Genomic DNA, 20,721 nt, shown 5'->3' on the forward strand with positions numbered 1-20,721 from the left:
AATCATACATGTGTGATTTGTGATCAAGAGAAGAATAGAGGCATTCATCTTTATACGAAATTCATATGCTTAGATTGTGAGAGAAAAGTAATTTCTACATCAACTTCTGATCCTGACTATGCGTTTTACGTAAAAAAACTAAAGAGCATTCATACACCGCCATTATATTCATAGACCTGAAAAGGTCTTTTTTTATACTCTTAATAATAAAAAGAAGATGAAACTTGTTTAAGGATTGAACGTAGTAGATAATAATATTAAAACAGAGTATAGACACAGGAGTCGATTATCTCATGCAGAGATTTTTTCACTTTTTGATGTGGAGTTTAACTAGCAGTGCGACTTTTGTTTTCATAGGAATATTGAGCTTTTTCGGTTTAAACCAGTCGCTTTTTTTATCTTTTGTTTATGGGCTTGCTTCTGGAGCAGCCGTATATATAGCTGGCATCTGGAATGCAAGACGGTTATTTCTTAAAAAGCATGAATTGACAGGAAGAGAGTATGCTTACATTAAGAAAAACTTAGAGGAAGCAAGGCAGAAAATGATCCGTCTTAGGAAAGCCTTGTTTCAGGCTAAAAGCATTCAAATGTTTAAGCAAAATGCAGAAATGCTAAGGATTGTGAGAAGGATTTATCTCCTCACCAAAAAAGAGCCAAAGCGGTTTTATCAGGCAGAACGTTTTTTTTATCAAACTCTCGATTCGATTGTTGAATTGACAGAGAAGTATGCTTTTCTATCATCTCACCCAAAAAAAAGCAAAGAACTGTCGATGTCGTTAAGTGAGACACGCATCACTCTTACTGAATTGACCAAGCGTTTAGAGGAAGATTTAACTCAAGTAATGGGTGATGAAATTGACGAGTTGCAGTTTGAATTAGATGCAGCAAAACATTCATTAAAGAAATAAGGGAAGAGGGTAAGAGCGATGAACCGAGACCAAAGCGACCTTCATATAGATGAATTATTGGCAGATCCTTTTGGTGGTAACATAGAGATACCAGGTTCGGAGGCTGTAAAAGCAGAGAAAGAGCAAGTACGGCTTGTTGATGTTCTTCCCGAGGAAAACAAGGAAAAAGCAATTCAGCTTGCTGGACAGATTGATCATAAAAATATGCAAAGCATTGTCTTATACGGTTCACAAGCTCAATCTAAACTGCTGAACTTTTCTCATGATATGATTAATCATGTTCAAAAGAAGGATGTCGGGGAGATTGGCGAAATACTTGGAGAGCTGATGAAAAAGCTGGAGCAAGTAAATCCTGATGATCTCCAATCTAAGAAAAAGGGTTTTTTGGCACGCATGTTTGGAAGAGTATCAAGTTCTCTTCAAGAGGTGCTGTCTAAATACCAAAAGACCAGCGTGCAGATAGACAGAATCAGCTTGAAGCTGGAGCACTCTAAAAATGCTTTAATCAGTGACAACAAGCTGTTAGAGCAGTTATATGAAAAAAATAAAGAATATTTTGCCGCGCTGAATGTTTATATTGCTGCAGGAGAACTGAAGCTGGAGGAATTAAAAACAAAAACGATTCCTGAACTGAAGCAACAGGCTGAATCGAGTGATCATAACCAAATGGCCGTTCAAGAAGTAAATGATTTGATTCAATTTGCTGATCGGTTAGATAAAAGGGTGCACGATTTGCTGCTGAGCAGGCAAATTACAATCCAAAGTGCGCCGCAAATCAGGCTGATTCAAAATACAAACCAAGCGTTAGCTGAAAAGATCCAGTCATCCATTGTGACAGCGATTCCGCTATGGAAAAATCAAGTTGCCATTGCACTGACGCTTTTAAGGCAGCGCAATGCAGTGGATGCACAACAGAAAGTATCTGATACAACCAATGAGCTTTTGCTGAAAAATGCGGAGCTTTTAAAAACCAATACAATTGAAACTGCACGGGCAAATGAAAGAGGTCTTGTTGATATAGATACCCTGAAGAAGGTGCAGGAAAGCTTAATAAGCACGCTTGAAGAAACACTGACTATACAAGAAGAAGGACGAATCAAACGCCGTCAGGCAGAAGAAGAGCTTATGATGATGGAAGGCGACCTGAAGCAAAAGCTGCTTACAATAAAGGAAAGATAGTTACCAGTAAGTCTGGCTTTAAGTTCTCTCAGAGGCACGATATAATAAGGTGTAAGAAGACACATTCAAAGGATTGTTTTCATGAACACACCTTTATATAAAGCATTAATTCAACATGCGAGAAGAAATTCTCATTCATTTCATGTTCCGGGACATCACAATGGAGATGTCTTTTTTGATGACGCTAAGTCAATATTCGATCCGCTTCTCACCATTGATGTAACTGAACTGGCAGGACTGGATGATCTCCATCATCCTTCCGGGGTGATTAAGGAAGCTCAGGAGCTTGCCAGTCAATTATATGGATCGGCGGAAAGTTTTTTTCTGGTAAATGGTACGACTGTCGGAAACTTAGCGATGATTTTATCTGTTTGTGAACCTGGTGATACAATTCTGGTTCAAAGAAACTGTCATAAATCTGTATTCCATGCTGTTGATTTGGCCGGTGCTGAGCCGGTTTATCTAGCACCTGACGTTGATTCAGCGATGCATGTGCCTACGCATGTTCCGCTTGGAACAATTAAAGAGGCCCTGGCAGCATATCCAGATGCGAAAGGCTTGGTACTGACCAATCCGACATATTACGGACATAGTGCTGATTTGACTGAGATCATTACTGAAGCCCATCATTACGGTATTCCTGTTTTGGTCGATGAAGCGCATGGCGCACATTTTATTTTAGGTGAGCCTTTTCCGGTTTCAGCTTTAAAAATGGGGGCAGATATTGTTGTTCAGTCAGCCCACAAAACGTTGCCTGCCATGACGATGGGTTCTTATTTGCATCTCAACAGCAGCTGCAGGATTAACAGGGATCGGGTGGCAGAGTATTTAAACCGATTACAAAGCAGCAGCCCGTCTTATCCGATTATGGCTTCGTTAGATATTGCCCGCGCTTATGTACAGCATATTATAGAAGAACAAAAGCTTTCTGACATTCTGCAGCGGATACAAACACTTAAACAAACGTTTGATTCACTTACAAATGCAGAAGCTGTTAACCCTGCTAATCCACTGATCATCACGGATCCGCTAAAGCTCACAATTCGTTCAAAACGCGGGCATTCTGGCTATACGCTGCAAAGCATATTAGAGCGTGCCAACATATTCACTGAGCTTGCTGATGAAAATCAAGTACTGCTCGTTCTCCCATTGGGAGGAAAACGGAGAATAAATGCTGAAACCATTAGAAGCATTGATGAAGAGATTGAGAAAACGCCTCCGGATCAGACGTTTGTTTCTGCAGAATGGGGAGTGCAGCCTGTTACTGTCTTGCCTTATCCAAAAAAGGTCTTACATTCGCTTAAGAAAGAATATGTGGACTTTGAGGAAGCAGCTGGCCGGCTGAATGCAGAAGATATCATCCCTTATCCTCCGGGTATCCCGATGATTATGGCGGGAGAAAGAATAACAAAAGAAAGTGTGCAAAAGCTCAGCCGCTTGATCAGCATGAAAACGCATGTTCAAGGGAATATGAAAATCAAAGAGAAACAACTACTTGTTTATATAGAAGAGGAGAAATCATGAACGGTTTATTTATTACATTCGAAGGTCCTGAAGGTGCGGGAAAAACGACTGTTCTGCAGGAAATCAAAAACATACTGACAGCAGAAGGCCTTCAGGTTATGGCAACTCGAGAGCCAGGCGGAATAGATATTGCAGAACAAATTCGAGAGGTTATTCTGAATGAGAACAACATATTAATGGACCCAAAAACAGAAGCTCTCTTATATGCGGCTGCAAGACGCCAACATTTAGTTGAAAAAGTAAAACCTGCTTTAGAACAGGGGTTTATCGTTCTTTGCGACAGATTCATAGACAGTTCTCTTGCTTATCAAGGATATGCAAGAGGACTTGGAATTGATGAGGTTCTGTCCATTAATGAATTTGCCATTGGAGATATGATGCCCCATGTAACGGTTTATTTTTCAATTGATCCGGAAGAAGGACTGAAGCGTATTTACGCAAATGGCTCACGGGAGAAAAACAGGCTCGATTTAGAAAAACTGGATTTTCATACAAAAGTACAAGAAGGTTATCAAGAGCTGATGAAGCGATTTCCGGAAAGATTTCATTCAGTTGATGCCGGGCAATCCAAAGACCTCGTCGTTCAGGATGTTCTAAAGGTGATCGATGAAGCGTTAAAAAAAATTCAATTGTGACCTGTTTCCCAATAGTTGATATAATAATGTAAACGAGATCGCGTTGTTTCCAATCTAAAGGAGGCCTTCACAGATGAAATTGATAGTGGCAGTTGTACAAGATCAGGACAGCAACAGACTTTTGAAAACCTTAACGGATCACAACTTCAGAGTCACAAAGCTTGCGACGACAGGAGGATTTCTTAAATCAGGCAATACAACGTTTATGATCGGTGTCGAGGATATACGCGTCAATAAAGCGTTGAGTCTCATTAAAGAAAACGGGCAGAAACGTGATCAAATGATTGCCCCTGTATCTCCAATGGGCGGAAATGCTGATTCTTATGTCCCTTATCCAGTCGAAGTTGAAGTTGGCGGAGCGACAGTATTTGTCCTTCCAGTCGATGAATTTCATCAATTTTAAGGATTTGAAACTGTGAAAATTAATAAAGATATACGTACATTTATAGATAATAAGCAGCTTCCCTCTGTGAAAACATCTGAGATCACAGCATCGTTTAAAACATCAATGGAAAACCAAAGCAGTAAAATGAAGCTAGATCAGCTTACCAGGCTGTTATCTGATATAGAGGCATTCGGAAAAAGGCTAACGAAATCTCGGAATTTTAAAGACTTAGCGAGATTTAAAGGACTTGTGAAACGTTTTGTCAAAGAAGCTGTGGACAGCGGCCTTTCACATGAAACATCGAAAAGCTTTGACCTTTACGGGAACAGCAGAACGCTGGGACTTGTGAAAGAAATAGATGACAAATTGATACAGCTTACGGAAGAGATGATGGATCAGGAAAAACCGGCAATTGATTTGCTGGAGCGTATTGGCGAAATAAAAGGTTTATTAATTAACCTTTACACATAGAGAGTGATACAATGGCAATATCCTGGAAGGAAATGAACGAGCTTCAGCCCAGAGTGATGAAGCTTTTATATAATAGTATTGAGAAGGACAGACTATCACACGCTTATTTGTTTGAGGGGAAAAAAGGAACAGGCAAGCTTGATGCCGCGCTGCTTCTTGCAAAAAGCTTCTTTTGTCTGGAGGATGGCGCGGAGCCTTGTGAGAGCTGCCGAAACTGTAAACGGATAGAGTCAGGGAACCATCCTGATCTCCATCTTGTTCAGCCTGATGGCTTATCAATCAAAAAGGCGCAAATTCAAGCGCTCCAAGAAGAGTTTTCTAAGACAGGACTTGAATCGCATAAAAAGCTGTATATTATTTCGCACGCAGATCAAATGACAGCAAATGCGGCGAACAGCCTGCTGAAATTTTTAGAAGAACCGAACAAAGACACAATGGCCGTCCTCATCACTGAGCAGCCCCAAAGGTTATTGGATACCATCATTTCAAGATGCCAAACCCTTCCTTTTCAGCCTTTGCAGCCGAAAGCAATTGAAGACAGACTGATTGAACAGGACGTCTCGCTTCATATGGCAAGGCTTCTGGCCAACATGACCAATAATGTAGCAGAAGCAGTCGAATTAAGTCGAAATGATGAGTTTGCAGAGTCTAGAGCGAAAGTGATAAAATTGTATGAAGTCCTACACCAGCGGAAAGGACATGCTTTTTTCTTTATTCAAGATCAATGGATGCCCTTTTTCAAAGAAAAAACCCATCAAGAAATGGGTCTTGATATGCTCTTATTGATATATCGTGATGTGTTGTCCATCCAAATAGGAAATGAAGATAAATTGATTTATCAAGACTTATTCCAATCAATAAAACAGCATGCGCTACAATCAACACAACAAAGCGTTACGAATCAGATACTTGCTGTTTTAGAAGCAAAGAAACGGCTTCATTCCAATGTGAATGTACAAGGATTAATGGAGCACTTGGTGTTAATGTTGCAGGAGGGATAAGCTTGTACAATGTAATTGGTGTCCGCTTTAAGAAAGCGGGTAAAATATATTATTTTGATCCGAATGGATTTCATATAGAACATGACAGCTGCGTAATTGTAGAAACTGTCAGAGGCGTTGAGTACGGCCAGGTCGTAATTGCAAATAAACAGGTGGATGAGCATGATGTGGTGCTTCCCCTTCGAAAAGTGATACGTGTGGCTGACGAGCGCGATCTTCTCATTGTAGAAGAAAATAAACAGGAAGCACTATCAGCATTTGATATCTGCCAAAAGAAAGTGATTGAGCATGGCTTGGATATGAAGCTGGTCGATGTTGAATTCACGTTTGATCGCAATAAAGTCATTTTTTACTTCACTGCTGACGGCCGAGTCGACTTCAGAGAGCTTGTAAAGGATTTGGCATCTATCTTTAAGACAAGAATTGAGCTGCGCCAAATAGGAGTAAGGGATGAGGCAAAAATGCTCGGAGGAATCGGTCCTTGCGGAAGAATGCTTTGCTGTTCAACGTTCCTTGGAGATTTTGAACCCGTTTCCATTAAAATGGCCAAGGATCAGAACTTGTCTTTAAATCCTACGAAGATTTCGGGTCTTTGCGGACGATTGATGTGCTGTCTAAAATATGAGAACGATGAGTATGAGACGGCAAAAGAACAGCTTCCGGATATAGGAGAAATGATTACGACAGCAAACGGTCCCGCGAAGGTCGTCGGACTAAATATTCTGGAACGGGTGCTTCAGGTGGAACTGATAAACCGTGAAAAAGTGATAGAATATACTTGGGAAGAGCTCTTGGAAGAGGGCGTCGTATCCGCACAAACCACAGATTAACGAGGTGTGGAACCTTGGATAAAAAAGAGTTATTTGATACAGTCATTAACTTAGAAGAACAAATCGGCTCACTGTACCGGCAGCTGGGGGATTTGAAGCAGCATATCGGTGAGATGATTGAGGAAAATCATCATTTACAGCTTGAAAACAAGCATTTGCGCAAACGGCTGGACGATACGACGCAGCAGATTGAAAAGTTCAAAGCTGATAAAAAAGAATCAAAAACACAGAAGGCAGAGCAAACTGATATAGGGGAAGGATATGATAATCTGGCACGTCTGTATCAAGAAGGATTTCATATCTGCAATGTCCACTATGGTAGTGTTCGAAAAGAAGATTGTCTTTTCTGTCTGTCATTCTTAAATAAAAAATAGGGAAAAGGCTTCCGCATAAGACGGGAGCCTTTTTCAAAGGTACTGAAAGGATAAGAAGATGGTTTCATTACATGATGATGAAAGATTAGATTATTTGCTGGCAGAGGACATGAAAATCATACAAAGCCCAACAGTGTTTGCTTTTTCGTTGGACGCTGTGCTTCTGTCCAAATTTGCGTACGTTCCGATTCAAAAAGGGAAAATTGTTGATTTATGCACCGGCAATGGTATTGTGCCGCTGCTGCTCAGTACAAGATCAAAAGCAGACATTCTGGGAGTCGAAATTCAAGAAAGGCTGCATGATATGGCTGTTCGCAGCGTGGAGTATAATAAGTTGGACGATCAGATCCAGATCATACATGATGACCTGAAAAACATGCCGGAGAAACTTGGACATAATCGATATGATGTTGTCACCTGCAATCCGCCGTATTTTAAAACGCCGAAACAAACTGAACAAAACATGAACGAGCATCTCCGAATCGCAAGACATGAAATCCACTGCACACTGGAGGATGTCATTTCAGTCAGCAGCAAGCTGCTCAAGCAAGGGGGAAAAGCAGCTCTTGTTCACCGGCCGGGAAGGCTTCTGGAGATTTTTGAACTGATGAAGGCTTATCAAATCGAGCCGAAACGTGTACAATTTGTCTATCCGAAGCAAGGGAAAGAAGCCAATACCATTTTGGTTGAAGGCATCAAAGGCGGGCGCCCGGATTTGAAAATTCTTCCTCCTTTATTCGTTTATGATGAACAAAATGAATATACAAAAGAAATCAGGACCATTTTATATGGAGACAAATAACCATTTCTTCTACGTCGTGAAATGTAAGGACAATAGCTGGTATGCCGGGTATACCAACGATCTGCATAAACGAGTGAAAACACACAATGATGGAAAGGGCGCAAAGTACACAAAAGTAAGACGTCCGGTTGAATTAATTTTTGCCGAGAGCTTTTCAACAAAGCGAGAAGCTATGCAGGCGGAATATTATTTCAAAAAACTAACTCGGAAGAAAAAAGAACTTTATATAGAAGAAAAGCGGAACAGCAAGGAGGCTGTATATGTTAAGGCGCCAAATGAGCTTTAATGGAAAGTCGGACATGGGAATTCTTTACTTGGTCCCAACCCCAATCGGAAATCTAGAGGATATGACATTCCGGGCGATCGACACGCTGAAATCAGTGGATGCGATTGCTGCGGAAGATACGAGGCAAACGAAAAAGCTTTGTCATGTATATGAAATTGAAACACTGCTCGTCAGCTATCACGAACACAATAAAGAAAGCAGTGGGCACAAAATTATTGAATGGCTGAAATCGGGAAAAAACATTGCTCTTGTCAGTGATGCCGGTCTGCCGACGATTTCTGATCCCGGAGCGGAAATTGTAAAGGATTTTACGGATATAGGCGGTTATGTTGTTCCGTTGCCGGGAGCAAATGCTGCATTAACAGCTCTTATTGCTTCAGGCATTGTACCGCAGCCTTTTTTCTTTTACGGTTTTCTCAACAGACAGAAAAAAGAAAAGAAGAAGGAGCTTGAAGCCCTTAAAAAACGGCGGGAAACGATCATTTTTTATGAAGCGCCTCACAGATTGAAGGAAACCTTGTCAGCGATGGCAGAGATATTAGGAGATCGGGAAATCGCTGTAACGCGTGAACTCACTAAGAAATATGAAGAGTTTATCCGAGGAACCATATCTGAGGTCATTGGTTGGGCAAACGAGGATCAGATACGCGGCGAGTTTTGTCTTGTCGTAGAAGGAAGTAATAATGAAGAGGTAGATGAGGAAGAACAATGGTGGGAAACCCTCACTGCGAAAGAACATGTCGAGCATTACATCTCGAAAGGCGCTACGTCTAAAGAAGCCATTAAAAAAGCAGCAGTCGATCGCAATGTACCAAAGCGTGAAGTGTACGATGCTTACCATATTAAGCAATAAAAAAACGTTCTTGTGTCATAACAAGAACGTTTTTTGTACAAGAAATGATTATTTAAGGTTTTGAAGCTGGTTTTGGATTTCGCTGATGATTTGCTCAGCGCCTTCTTTACTAAGAACCAATTTACCGCCTGCAAGTTTAAGGTTATCATCAGAAACTTCACCAGTTACTTGGCAAGTCATGTTTGGTTTATATTTTTTAAGGATGATTTTTTCATCATCAACATAGATTTCAAGAGCATCTTTTTCTGCGATTCCAAGAGTACGACGCAGTTCGATAGGAATAACTACACGTCCTAATTCATCAACTTTACGTACAATACCAGTAGATTTCATAAACATTCTCCTCCCAAGAGATACTTATTTGTTTACATTATATTTTTCTTCGTCATTATTCGACAAAATCCTTACCTTCATAGCATAACAAGGTTTCCAATAATCGTCAATCATTTTGTTTACTATTGATTGTAAGAATTAGTTCTTATAGTCAGTAATGTCTTGGAAACTACCGAAATAACAGCATTTTATAAATATTTAATAAAGCTATTATCCTACTAAAAATCCTTTTAAATCAAGACTTTCGAACCAAAGTTTTTTATTTCATTTGATTATATACGACAAAATTCGACACGAACAGACTTTTTTTATTTTCATTAAAGATTTTTAATTTTAATTATTCTTTTTCAGGGTGTATGTATATATTCTTGATCTTAAAGGCTAAGATGGTATCATAGATAAAGGATAAATATAAATAATATTCATATATGATTTGCACTTATCGCCGCTCTCGTCCTTTGGGCGGGAGCTTTTTGACATTCTGATTAGGAGGTTTCAAGATGCCGCAAGAAAACAATACATTTTACATTACAACACCGATTTATTATCCGAGCGGAAAATTACATATCGGCCATGCATATACGACAGTCGCAGGAGATGCAATGGCACGTTACAAAAGATTAAAAGGGTTCGATGTTCGCTATTTAACGGGAACGGACGAGCATGGACAAAAGATCCAGCAAAAAGCTGAACAGGAAAACATTACACCTCAGGAGTATGTGGATCGCGCAGCGGCAGATATTCAAAAACTGTGGAAGCAGCTTGAAATCTCAAACGACGATTTTATCCGCACGACAGAAAAACGGCATAAAGTTGTCATTGAAAAGGTGTTTCAAAAGCTTCTTGATAACGGGGACATCTATCTTGATGAGTATGAAGGCTGGTACAGCATCCCTGATGAAACGTTCTACACGGAGACTCAGCTCGTTGATATTGAGCGGAATGAAAAGGGAGAGGTCATCGGCGGAAAAAGCCCTGACAGCGGTCACCCAGTTGAATTGATCAAAGAGGAATCTTATTTCTTCCGCATGGGGAAATACGCGGATCGCCTTCTGAAATACTATGAAGAAAACCCGACATTCATTCAGCCAGAATCACGCAAAAACGAAATGATTAATAACTTTATCAAACCTGGACTTGAGGATTTGGCAGTATCACGTACCACTTTTGATTGGGGCGTGAAGGTGCCGGAAAATCCAAAGCATGTTGTATATGTTTGGATTGACGCACTATTTAACTATTTAACGGCACTCGGTTATGATACAGAAAATGATGAGCTTTATCAAAAATATTGGCCTGCCGATGTTCATTTAGTCGGTAAGGAGATTGTACGGTTCCATACTATTTACTGGCCAATTATGCTGATGGCGCTGGATCTTCCGCTGCCGAAGCAAGTATTCGCGCATGGCTGGCTTTTGATGAAAGACGGAAAAATGTCGAAATCAAAAGGAAACGTTGTAGATCCGGTTACATTAATTGAACGCTATGGTTTAGACGAGCTTCGCTATTACCTGCTTCGTGAAGTGCCGTTCGGATCTGACGGTGTTTTCACGCCGGAAGGATTTGTTGAGCGAATCAACTATGATTTAGCGAATGATTTAGGAAATCTATTGAATCGTACTGTTGCGATGATCAATAAGTATTTTGACGGACAAATTGGTTCTTACAAAGGTGCTGTTACGGAATTTGACCAAACGCTCACTTCTGTTGCTGAAGAAACAGTGAAAGCTTATGAGAAAGCAATGGAAAATATGGAGTTCTCGGTAGCACTTTCGACTTTATGGCAGCTCATCAGCCGCACAAACAAATACATTGATGAGACAGCTCCATGGGTGCTTGCGAAAGATCCGGCAAAAGAAGAAGAATTGCGATCAGTTATGTATCATCTCGCTGAATCATTGCGTATTTCAGCGGTACTGCTTCAGCCATTCTTAACAAAAACACCTGAAAAAATGTTCGAGCAGCTGGGCATTACTGATGAATCTTTAAAAGCTTGGGACAGCATTACAACTTTCGGCCAGCTGAAAGATACAAAAGTACAAAAAGGCGAGCCATTGTTCCCTCGTTTAGAGGCAGAAGAAGAAATTGCTTACATCAAAGGGAAAATGCAAGGTTCGGCACCAGCGAAAGAAGAAACAAAAGAAGAAGAGCCGCAAGAGGTCGATCGTTTACCTGAAATTACGATTGATCAATTCATGGATGTAGAGCTTCGTGTAGCTGAGGTCATTGAGGCAGAGCCAGTGAAAAAAGCAGACCGTTTATTGAAACTGCAGCTTGATCTTGGTTTTGAAAAGCGCCAAGTGGTATCCGGCATTGCGAAGCATTATACGCCTGAAGAGCTTGTTGGAAAAAAACTCGTTTGTGTAACAAATCTAAAACCGGTTAAACTCAGAGGAGAGCTTTCTCAAGGTATGATCCTTGCAGGAGAAGCAGATGGCGTTTTAAAGGTCGTGTCTATTGATCAGTCGTTACCAAAAGGCACAAGAATTAAATAATGATAAAACAAAAGGTGTTTCACGTGTAACAATTCGTCGAACACCTTTTGTGTTTCGACAAGAAAGGAGTTTTTCACTTATGTTGTTTGACACACACGCGCATTTAAATGCAGAACAATATGATACTGATCTTGAAGAGGTTATTGAACGGGCAAAAGCTGAAAAAGTTGAACGAATTGTCGTAGTTGGTTTTGACCGTCCGACGATTACCCGTGCGATGGAAATGATTGAGGAATATGATTTTATTTATGCAGCCATTGGCTGGCACCCTGTTGACGCTATTGACATGACAGAGGAAGACTTAGCGTGGATTAAAGAGCTTTCTGCTCATGAGAAAGTGGTAGCGATAGGGGAAATGGGACTGGATTATCATTGGGATAAATCACCTAAAGATATTCAAAAAGAGGTGTTTAGAAAACAAATCGCCTTAGCGAAAGAGGTCAATTTGCCTATTATCATTCATAACCGTGATGCAACGGAGGATGTCGTGACCATTTTGAAAGAGGAAGGCGCAGAATCTGTGGGCGGAATCATGCACTGCTTTACAGGAAGTGCGGAAGTGGCAAGAGAATGCATGAAAATGAATTTTTATTTATCATTTGGGGGACCGGTGACATTTAAAAATGCGAAGAAACCGAAGGAAGTAGTGAAGGAAATTCCCAATGACCGGCTGCTGATTGAAACGGACTGCCCGTTTCTCACACCGCACCCTTTCCGCGGGAAAAGAAATGAGCCAAGCTATGTGAAATATGTGGCAGAACAAATCGCCGAATTAAAAGAAATGACCTTTGAAGAGATTGCTTCCATCACGACTGAAAATGCGAAAAGACTTTTCCGTATAAACTGACAAAAAACGCTAGCGGGTTTTGTAAGAGCTTGTCCCTTACAGCGTTTTTCTATAAAAGTTCTACATGCTTTCTTCTCCTCATAGGATAGGTTTGTCGACAAGTCTTTCTTCCGTTTCTCAGTGTATTTCAGGATAATGAAGAGGACACTGAGCTTTTGGGAGAAAGAGAAGGGAGGGTTGACAGCCTTTTAGATACTCTATATAATCTCTCCGAGGAGAAGGAGGCGTTTTTCATCACACAAAAAATGAAAAAGCTGTTTTCCGTAAAGCTTAGCAAAAGCAAAGTCATTCTGGTTGCTGCTTGTTTGCTTTTGGCAGGAAGCGGGACTACGTACGCGGCTCATGAGCTGACGAAACAATCAGTCTCAGTTTCTATCAATGGCAAAAAGAAACATATACGCACACATGCAAATACAGTCGGTGATCTTTTGGAGGCGCTTGATATCAAGACAAGAGACGAAGACAAGATCACACCTGCTAAACAGACAAAGATAACAGCAGACATGGACGTTGTGTATGAGGCTGCAAAACCTGTGAAGCTTACAATAAACGGGGAAGAAAAGACGTTATGGTCAACAGCAAAAACGGTCGGTGCATTACTGGACGAACAAGATGTTGATGTGAAAGAACAAGATCAAATTGATCCCGCAATAGATACAGATATTTCGAAAGACATGAAGATTAACATAGAGCCCGCATTTCAGGTTACTGTGAATGATGCAGGGAAACAAAAGAAGATCTGGACGACTTCGACTACGGTCGCTGACTTTTTAAAACAGCAAAAGATGAACATAAAAGACGAAGATAAAATCAAGCCTGCGTTAGATGCAAAGCTGACGAAAGGAAAGGCTGATATTACAATTACTCGTATCGAAAAGGTCACCGATGTAGTTGAAGAGAAGATTGCGTTCGATGTGAAAAAGCAAGAAGACGCTTCTCTTGAAAAAGGGAAAGAAAAGGTCGTCCAAAAAGGAAAAGAAGGCAAGCTAAAAAAACATTTCGAAGTCGTTAAAGAAAACGGTAAAGAAGTGTCCAGAGAGCTTGTTAAAGAAGAAACAGCTGAACAAAGCAAAGATAAAGTAATTGCTGTCGGCACAAAGCAAAGCAGTCCAAAAGTTGAAACGGTCAGTGCTTCAGGTGATTCAAAAACAGTTGTGTCCCGCAGCAATGAATCAACAGGCAAAGTCATGACTGTATCATCTACGGCTTATACGGCAAGCTGCAGCGGTTGTTCAGGACATACAGCGACAGGCGTCAATTTAAAAAATAATCCGAATGCCAAAGTCATCGCTGTGGATCCAAATGTCATTCCGCTAGGCTCCAAAGTCCACGTGGAAGGCTATGGATATGCCATTGCTGCAGATACCGGTTCAGCGATTAAAGGGAACAAGATAGACGTCTTTTTCCCAGAGAAATCATCGGCGTACCGATGGGGAAATAAAACAGTCAAAATTAAAATCTTAAATTAGTATATACTTATGTATTCAGAGGGTTTTGCGCCCTCTGTTTTTTTCGTTATAATAGACAAAGTGCATTTTCTGCTTATTAGACGCTCGACATAAGAAAAAGTTTCATGAATATACAAAAGTTTTTATTTTGTCTTGGAGGAAATAATGAAAATTAAAGAGATCATTGTGGTCGAGGGGCGTGACGATACGGCCCGCATCAAATTGGCTGTTGATGCAGACACAATTGAAACAAATGGTTCAGCCATCGATGATCATGTGATTGACCAAATCCGTTTGGCCCAGAAGACCAGAGGCGTCATTATTTTAACGGATCCGGACTTTCCGGGAGAGAAGATTCGCAAAACCATCTCAGAGGCTGTACCCGGCTGTAAGCATGCATTTTTGCCAAAGCATCTTGCCAAACCTAAAAACAAGCGGGGAATTGGTGTGGAGCATGCATCGGTTGAAAGCATTAGGGCATGTTTAGAAAATGTGCATGAGGAGATGGAAGCGCAGCCGAGTGACATTTCAGCTGAGGATTTGATTCATGCCGGACTAATAGGCGGACCTGCGGCCAAACGCCGCCGGGAACGACTGGGTGATCTGTTGAAAATCGGCTATACAAATGGCAAACAGCTTCAAAAACGGCTGCAAATGTTTCAAATTAAAAAAAGTGATTTTATGAGTGCGCTCGATACCGTTATGCGGGAGGAACAGAATGAATAAAGATATTGCGACACCGATTAGAACGAAAGAGATACTGAAGAAATATGGTTTTTCTTTTAAAAAGAGCTTAGGACAGAATTTCTTAATTGATACGAACATTTTAAACAGAATTGTCGATCACGCAGAAGTGACGGAGAAAACAGGTGTCATTGAAATCGGCCCGGGAATCGGGGCTTTAACCGAACAGCTTGCCAAGCGGGCGAAAAAGGTCGTGGCATTTGAGATTGATCAGCGATTATTGCCGATTCTGAAGGATACACTGTCACCTTACGACAATGTCACTGTCATTCATCAGGACGTGTTAAAGGCTGATGTCAAATCAGTCATTGAAGAACAATTTCAAGATTGTGATGAAATCATGGTAGTTGCCAACCTTCCTTATTACGTAACAACACCGATTATCATGAAACTGCTTGAAGAACATCTTCCGCTGAAAGGGATTGTGGTCATGCTGCAAAAAGAAGTGGCTGAGCGCATGGCGGCTGATCCTTCATCTAAGGAGTACGGCTCGCTTTCAATCGCGGTGCAGTTTTATACAGAAGCCAAAACGGTGATGATCGTACCGAAAACCGTATTTGTTCCTCAGCCTAATGTCGATTCCGCAGTCATCCGGCTGATTCTCCGAGACGGCCCGGCAGTGGACGTGGAAAACGAATCCTTTTTCTTTCAGCTCATCAAGGCAAGCTTTGCACAGCGCCGTAAAACGCTGCTCAATAACTTAGTTAACAATCTGCCTGAAGGAAAAGCGCAAAAATCAACGATTGAGCAAGTGCTCGAAGAAACAAATATTGACGGCAAGCGCCGAGGTGAATCCCTGTCTATTGAGGAATTCGCAGCGCTGTCTAACGGATTGTATAAAGCCCTTTTCTAAAAGGGCTTTTTGTTTTGCGCACCACATGGACTGCCGCTACATAGGCTAGAGAAGGACCTTTCATTCAATGATAAGAAAAACTTGGACTCAGCGAAAAAAGGCGCTTTCTCAAGGCTCTTTCTTTCATGATGAGGCTTAGTCTATGTGTGGAGTGAGGAACGTGCAATTTCAAATAGGGGATATGGTAGCCAGAAAATCCTATCAGATGGATGTTTTGTTTCGAATTATAAGAATAGAGCAAACAAGCAAAGGAAATTCAATTGCCATTTTGCATGGAGATGAAGTCAGGCTGATTGCTGATTCGGATTTTTCTGATCTGGTAGCAGTGAAAAAAGATGAGCAGATGATGCGGAAAAAGAAAGATGAGAGCAGAATGAATGAGTCGCTCGAATTACTCCGCCAGGATTATAAACTGCTCAGAGAAAAGCAGGAGTACTATGCGACAAGCCAATATCAGCATCAGGAGCATTATTTCCATATGCCGGGCAAAGTGCTTCATCTGGATGGTGACGAAGCATATCTGAAAAAATGCCTGAATGTCTATAAAAAAATTGGAGTGCCGGTCTATGGCATCCATTGCCATGAAAAGAAAATGTCTGCTTCTATTGAAGAATTGCTCGACAAATATCGACCTGATATCCTGGTGATCACAGGGCATGATGCGTATTCGAAGCAAAAGGGCGGTATTGATGATTTGAATGCGTACAGACATTCTAAGCACTTTGTTGAAACAGTTCAAACAGCCCGAAAAAAGATCCCTCACTTAGATCAGCTTGTTATTTTTGCGGGGGCCTGCCAATCCCATTTTGAATCACTCATCAGAGCGGGTGCGAATTTTGCGAGTTCACCGTCAAGAGTCAATATTCATGCGCTTGATCCGGTATATATCGTCGCGAAGATCAGCTTTACGCCGTTTATGGAACGGATTAATGTATGGGAAGTGCTCCGTAATACGCTGACAAGAGAGAAAGGGCTTGGAGGTATTGAAACAAGAGGAGTTCTGAGAATTGGTATGCCTTATAAGTCCAATTAACAGTTGAAAACCTGCATAGGAGAGCTATGCGGGTTTTTTATTTTACATAATGATACATAATTTACCGAAACTTGCGGAACATAATTGAGGAATCATAGAATTTTGTCAAAATAATTTTATTGACAACGTCTTGTTAACGTTGATATAATTTAAATTTTATTTGACAAAAATGGGCTCGTGTTGTACAATAAATGTAGTGAGGTGGATGCAATGGCGAAGACGTTGTCCGATATTAAAAGATCGCTTGATGGGAATTTAGGTAAAAGGCTGACGTTAAAAGCAAACGGTGGCCGCCGAAAAACGATTGAGCGTTCGGGCATTTTAGCTGAGACGTACCCTTCTGTTTTTGTGATACAACTAGATCAAGACGAGAACTCGTTTGAAAGAGTTTCATACAGTTATGCTGATATTTTGACTGAGACTGTTGAGCTGACATTTAATGATGACGCCGCAAGCTCAGTGGCATTTTAACGGGCAGTGAACCTTTTGTTTACTGCTTTTTGTTTTGCCCTTTTTTGTTTCCATTAATTTTAACGAAAGTTCCATCTAATTTAACAAAAGATAAAACAGTCACATATTATCGTGACGTGCACGAATGGCTATCACTTCTAAAAAAGGGGTTGTTTCGTTTGGGCAGACGTCGTGGAGTTATGTCAGATGAGTTTAAATATGAGCTGGCTAAAGACCTTGGTTTTTATGACACAGTAAAAAATGGCGGCTGGGGCGAAATTCGGGCTCGCGATGCCGGTAACATGGTGAAGCGTGCTATTGAAATCGCCGAACAGCAAATGGCTCAGAATCAGAATAACCGATAAGGATGTGACCCGGGGGACGTGCTGTTCCCTGGTTTTTTTATTTTGGATATAAATACATAATGGGCTGAATATGGATATGTTCATCCTGTACTTCAAATGTGATACAATGTTCATACTTATGTTTAGATGGAGAAGTAGGTGAAAGCTATGCGTATTTTAGAAAAAGCGCCAGCTAAGATCAATCTGTCACTTGACGTCACCCGAAAACGCCCGGATGGCTATCATGAAGTCGAAATGATCATGACGACAATTGATTTAGCTGATCGAATTGAATTGACGGAGCTTGCAGAGGATGAAGTGAGGGTTTCCTCCCACAACCGATTTGTGCCTGATGACCAAAGAAACTTAGCTTATCAGGCTGCCAAGCTGATCAAGGACAGATACAACGTGAAAAAGGGAGTTTCCATCATGATTACGAAGGTAATTCCGGTGGCTGCCGGTCTTGCCGGCGGAAGCAGTGATGCGGCGGCGACGCTCAGAGGGCTGAACAGACTGTGGAATTTAAATCTGTCCGCGGAAACGCTTGCTGAGCTTGGAGCGGAAATTGGCTCTGACGTTTCATTTTGTGTCTATGGCGGAACTGCATTAGCAACAGGGCGCGGCGAGAAAATTAAACATATCAGCACGCCTCCGCACTGCTGGGTCATTTTAGCGAAGCCGACAATCGGTGTTTCAACTGCTGAAGTGTACAGAGCGCTGAAACTGGATGGTATAGAGCATCCTGATGTACAAGGCATGATCGAGGCGATAGAAGAAAAGAGTTTTCAGAAAATGTGCAGCCGTTTAGGCAATGTGCTTGAATCTGTTACGCTCGATATGCATCCTGAAGTTGCGATGATCAAAAACCAGATGAAACGCTTTGGTGCAGATGCCGTGTTAATGAGCGGGAGCGGCCCGACAGTGTTTGGACTGGTTCAGTATGAGTCAAAGGTGCAGAGAATTTATAACGGGTTAAGAGGCTTCTGCGATCAAGTTTATGCGGTGAGAATGATCGGCGAACAGAACGCTCTTGATTAAATCCGTATGTTAAGTTATATTGATCTTAAAATATTCGGATTTTGGGGGTAAGTTCATGAAGTTTCGTCGCAGCGGCAGATTGGTGGACTTAACAAATTATTTGTTAACCCATCCGCACGAGTTAATACCGCTAACCTTTTTCTCTGAGCGGTATGAATCTGCAAAATCATCGATCAGTGAAGATTTAACAATTATTAAACAAACCTTTGAACAGCAGGGGATCGGTACTTTGCTTACTGTTCCCGGAGCTGCCGGAGGCGTTAAATATATTCCGAAAATGAAGCAGGCCGAAGCTGAAGAGTTTGTGCAGACACTTGGACAGTCGCTGGCAAATCCTGAGCGTATCCTTCCGGGCGGTTATGTATATTTAACGGATATCTTAGGAAAGCCATCTGTACTCTCCAAGGTAGGGAAGCTGTTTGCTTCCGTGTTTGCAGAGCGCGAAATTGATGTTGTCATGACCGTTGCCACGAAAGGCATCCCTCTTGCGTACGCAGCTGCAAGCTATTTGAATGTGCCTGTTGTGATCGTTCGTAAAGACAATAAGGTAACAGAGGGCTCCACAGTCAGCATTAATTACGTTTCAGGCTCCTCAAACCGCATTCAAACAATGTCACTTGCGAAAAGAAGCATGAAAACGGGTTCAAACGTACTCATTATTGATGACTTTATGAAAGCAGGCGGCACAATTAATGGTATGATTAACCTGTTGGATGAGTTTAACGCAAATGTGGCGGGAATCGGCGTCTTAGTTGAAGCCGAAGGAGTAGATGAACGTCTTGTTGATGAATATATGTCACTTCTTACTCTTTCAACCATCAACATGAAAGAGAAGTCCATTGAAATTCAGAATGGCAATTTTCTGCGTTTTTTTAAAGACAATCTTTTAAAGAATGGAGAGACAGAATCATGACAAAAGCAGTCCACACAAAACATGCCCCAGCGGCAATCGGGCCTTACTCACAAGGGATTATCGTCAACAATATGTTTTACAGCTCAGGTCAAATCCCTTTGACTCCTTCAGGCGAAATGGTGAACGGCGATATTAAGGAGCAGACTCATCAAGTATTCAGCAATTTAAAGGCGGTTCTGGAAGAAGCGGGTGCTTCTTTTGAAACAGTTGTAAAAGCAACTGTATTTATCGCGGATATGGAACAGTTTGCGGAAGTAAACGAAGTGTACGGACAATACTTTGACACTCACAAACCGGCGAGATCTTGTGTTGAAGTCGCGAGACTCCCGAAGGATGCGTTAGTCGAGATTGAAGTTATTGCACTGGTGAAATAATAAGAAAAGTGATTCTGGGAGAGCCCGGGATCACTTTTTTATTTACCTTATGCCCGAAATGAAAGCTTTATGACCTAATTGTGTAACTATATCCTATTTTTTCAAAAAATATTTTAAAAACGAGCAGGATTTCAGAAAAAATCGTGGAATTGATACACTAATGCTTTTATATAGGGAAAAGGTGGTGAACTACTGTGGAAGTTACTGACGTAAGATTACGCCGCGTGAATACCGATGGTCGCATGAGAGCGATTGCATCCATCACGCTGGATCACGAATTTGTTGTACATGATATTCGTGTGATTGATGGAAACAATGGTCTTTTCGTTGCGATGCCGAGTAAACGCACCCCTGATGGAGAGTTCCGCGATATTGCTCATCCTATTAATTCAAGCACGCGAGGAAAGATTCAAGATGCCGTGTTAAATGAGTATCATCGTCTGGGTGACACTGAAGCATTAGAATTCGAAGAAGCTGGAGCTTCTTAAAAAATAACCAAAAAGCAAGGACTGCTGAAAGGGCTGACATAAGCCTTTTGCCGGCGGTCCTTTTTTAATTCTGATTTTTCAAACTTAGTTGCACTCAATAGAAAATTCTTGCA

At 41.3% G+C, this 20,721-nt stretch carries 26 protein-coding genes (1 of these 26 cut by a window edge); 25 read left to right on the forward strand and 1 reads right to left on the reverse strand.

Annotated elements, in window-relative coordinates:
• The 13 genes from csfB to rsmI all read left to right on the forward strand — a co-directional run.
• Positions 1-174 carry the 3' portion of an anti-sigma-G factor gene (csfB, locus tag NYE49_RS00180; protein WP_015482686.1) on the forward strand. 21 nt of this gene lie to the left of the window's left edge, so only the last 174 of its 195 coding nucleotides appear in the window; its start codon lies off the left edge, out of view; it ends in the stop codon at positions 172-174.
• Positions 175-293: 119 nt separating this feature from the next.
• On the forward strand, positions 294-908 hold the full coding sequence (locus tag NYE49_RS00185; RefSeq protein ID WP_047181963.1) for a 5-bromo-4-chloroindolyl phosphate hydrolysis family protein: 615 nt from the start codon (positions 294-296) through the stop codon (positions 906-908).
• A gap of 18 nt (positions 909-926) precedes the next feature.
• On the forward strand, positions 927-2,087 hold the full coding sequence (locus NYE49_RS00190; protein ID WP_015715091.1) for a toxic anion resistance protein: 1,161 nt from the start codon (positions 927-929) through the stop codon (positions 2,085-2,087).
• A gap of 81 nt (positions 2,088-2,168) precedes the next feature.
• Positions 2,169-3,611, forward strand: coding sequence for an aminotransferase class I/II-fold pyridoxal phosphate-dependent enzyme (locus NYE49_RS00195; RefSeq protein ID WP_047181964.1), 1,443 nt, complete (start codon positions 2,169-2,171; stop codon positions 3,609-3,611).
• Positions 3,608-4,246 (forward strand): dTMP kinase, encoded by a 639-nt coding sequence (gene tmk / locus NYE49_RS00200; RefSeq protein ID WP_047181965.1) that lies wholly within the window; start codon positions 3,608-3,610, stop codon positions 4,244-4,246. Before NYE49_RS00195 ends, tmk begins: the two co-directional genes overlap by 4 nt.
• 73 nt (positions 4,247-4,319) lie before the next feature.
• On the forward strand, positions 4,320-4,649 hold the full coding sequence (darA, locus tag NYE49_RS00205; protein WP_003242755.1) for a cyclic di-AMP receptor DarA: 330 nt from the start codon (positions 4,320-4,322) through the stop codon (positions 4,647-4,649).
• A gap of 12 nt (positions 4,650-4,661) precedes the next feature.
• Complete coding sequence (locus tag NYE49_RS00210; RefSeq protein WP_015382556.1) at positions 4,662-5,102, forward strand: YaaR family protein; 441 nt, start codon at positions 4,662-4,664, stop codon at positions 5,100-5,102.
• Positions 5,103-5,113: 11 nt separating this feature from the next.
• Positions 5,114-6,103: a DNA polymerase III subunit delta' gene (gene holB / locus NYE49_RS00215; RefSeq protein WP_015482689.1), complete on the forward strand. Its 990-nt coding sequence runs from the start codon at positions 5,114-5,116 to the stop codon at positions 6,101-6,103.
• A 2-nt stretch (positions 6,104-6,105) separates the two neighbouring features.
• Positions 6,106-6,933: a competence/sporulation regulator complex protein RicT gene (gene ricT / locus NYE49_RS00220; protein ID WP_003226767.1), complete on the forward strand. Its 828-nt coding sequence runs from the start codon at positions 6,106-6,108 to the stop codon at positions 6,931-6,933.
• Positions 6,934-6,947: 14 nt separating this feature from the next.
• Complete coding sequence (gene yabA / locus NYE49_RS00225) at positions 6,948-7,307, forward strand: replication initiation-control protein YabA (protein ID WP_047181966.1); 360 nt, start codon at positions 6,948-6,950, stop codon at positions 7,305-7,307.
• A gap of 58 nt (positions 7,308-7,365) precedes the next feature.
• Positions 7,366-8,109 (forward strand): tRNA1(Val) (adenine(37)-N6)-methyltransferase, encoded by a 744-nt coding sequence (locus tag NYE49_RS00230; RefSeq protein ID WP_003244526.1) that lies wholly within the window; start codon positions 7,366-7,368, stop codon positions 8,107-8,109.
• Entirely contained in the window at positions 8,096-8,395 is a 300-nt protein-coding gene (locus NYE49_RS00235; RefSeq protein WP_003242983.1) for a GIY-YIG nuclease family protein, read from the forward strand. Before NYE49_RS00230 ends, NYE49_RS00235 begins: the two co-directional genes overlap by 14 nt.
• Complete coding sequence (gene rsmI / locus NYE49_RS00240; RefSeq protein ID WP_342410752.1) at positions 8,370-9,248, forward strand: 16S rRNA (cytidine(1402)-2'-O)-methyltransferase; 879 nt, start codon at positions 8,370-8,372, stop codon at positions 9,246-9,248. The genes NYE49_RS00235 and rsmI overlap by 26 nt, the downstream gene beginning before the upstream one ends.
• A gap of 48 nt (positions 9,249-9,296) precedes the next feature.
• On the opposite strand, the gene abrB is transcribed toward rsmI, so the two are convergent.
• Positions 9,297-9,587 carry a transition state genes transcriptional regulator AbrB gene (gene abrB, locus NYE49_RS00245; RefSeq protein WP_003226760.1) on the reverse strand — a complete coding sequence of 97 codons (291 nt, stop codon included), beginning with the start codon at positions 9,585-9,587 and terminating at the stop codon, positions 9,297-9,299.
• Positions 9,588-10,081: 494 nt separating this feature from the next.
• On the opposite strand from abrB, the gene metG reads away from it, so the two are divergent.
• The 12 genes from metG (at position 10,082) to spoVG (ending at position 20,608) form a co-directional block, all read left to right on the forward strand.
• Complete coding sequence (metG, locus tag NYE49_RS00250) at positions 10,082-12,076, forward strand: methionine--tRNA ligase (RefSeq protein ID WP_015382561.1); 1,995 nt, start codon at positions 10,082-10,084, stop codon at positions 12,074-12,076.
• A 79-nt stretch (positions 12,077-12,155) separates the two neighbouring features.
• On the forward strand, positions 12,156-12,923 hold the full coding sequence (locus NYE49_RS00255) for a TatD family hydrolase (RefSeq protein WP_342410753.1): 768 nt from the start codon (positions 12,156-12,158) through the stop codon (positions 12,921-12,923).
• 155 nt (positions 12,924-13,078) lie between these two features.
• Positions 13,079-14,392, forward strand: a complete 1,314-nt coding sequence (locus NYE49_RS00260) for a ubiquitin-like domain-containing protein (protein ID WP_342410754.1) — start codon at positions 13,079-13,081, stop codon at positions 14,390-14,392.
• Positions 14,393-14,536: 144 nt separating this feature from the next.
• Positions 14,537-15,097 carry a ribonuclease M5 gene (gene rnmV, locus NYE49_RS00265; RefSeq protein ID WP_015253010.1) on the forward strand — a complete coding sequence of 187 codons (561 nt, stop codon included), beginning with the start codon at positions 14,537-14,539 and terminating at the stop codon, positions 15,095-15,097.
• Positions 15,090-15,968, forward strand: coding sequence for a 16S rRNA (adenine(1518)-N(6)/adenine(1519)-N(6))-dimethyltransferase RsmA (gene rsmA / locus NYE49_RS00270; RefSeq protein ID WP_014662482.1), 879 nt, complete (start codon positions 15,090-15,092; stop codon positions 15,966-15,968). Before rnmV ends, rsmA begins: the two co-directional genes overlap by 8 nt.
• Before the next feature lie 160 nt (positions 15,969-16,128).
• Positions 16,129-17,001 carry a sporulation-specific protease PrtG gene (prtG, locus tag NYE49_RS00275; RefSeq protein ID WP_015382563.1) on the forward strand — a complete coding sequence of 291 codons (873 nt, stop codon included), beginning with the start codon at positions 16,129-16,131 and terminating at the stop codon, positions 16,999-17,001.
• A 210-nt stretch (positions 17,002-17,211) separates the two neighbouring features.
• Positions 17,212-17,472 carry a Veg family protein gene (locus NYE49_RS00280; RefSeq protein ID WP_003218330.1) on the forward strand — a complete coding sequence of 87 codons (261 nt, stop codon included), beginning with the start codon at positions 17,212-17,214 and terminating at the stop codon, positions 17,470-17,472.
• A 158-nt stretch (positions 17,473-17,630) separates the two neighbouring features.
• Complete coding sequence (locus tag NYE49_RS00285) at positions 17,631-17,816, forward strand: small, acid-soluble spore protein, alpha/beta type (protein WP_003218333.1); 186 nt, start codon at positions 17,631-17,633, stop codon at positions 17,814-17,816.
• Positions 17,817-17,963: 147 nt separating this feature from the next.
• On the forward strand, positions 17,964-18,833 hold the full coding sequence (gene ispE / locus NYE49_RS00290; RefSeq protein ID WP_003226742.1) for a 4-(cytidine 5'-diphospho)-2-C-methyl-D-erythritol kinase: 870 nt from the start codon (positions 17,964-17,966) through the stop codon (positions 18,831-18,833).
• A 55-nt stretch (positions 18,834-18,888) separates the two neighbouring features.
• The gene (purR, locus tag NYE49_RS00295) at positions 18,889-19,746 is read left to right on the forward strand and encodes a pur operon repressor (RefSeq protein WP_003218342.1); all 858 of its coding nucleotides are present in this window, start codon (positions 18,889-18,891) and stop codon (positions 19,744-19,746) included.
• Positions 19,743-20,120, forward strand: a complete 378-nt coding sequence (ridA, locus tag NYE49_RS00300; RefSeq protein ID WP_003226738.1) for a 2-iminobutanoate/2-iminopropanoate deaminase — start codon at positions 19,743-19,745, stop codon at positions 20,118-20,120. The genes purR and ridA overlap by 4 nt, the downstream gene beginning before the upstream one ends.
• A 194-nt stretch (positions 20,121-20,314) precedes the next feature.
• Positions 20,315-20,608 (forward strand): septation regulator SpoVG, encoded by a 294-nt coding sequence (spoVG, locus tag NYE49_RS00305; RefSeq protein WP_003218346.1) that lies wholly within the window; start codon positions 20,315-20,317, stop codon positions 20,606-20,608.
• The last annotated feature ends 113 nt before the right edge of the window (positions 20,609-20,721 follow it).

The sequence above is a fragment of the Bacillus sp. FSL L8-0358 genome (genome assembly GCF_038593095.1).
Taxonomy (GTDB): Bacteria; Bacillota; Bacilli; order Bacillales; family Bacillaceae; genus Bacillus; species Bacillus subtilis.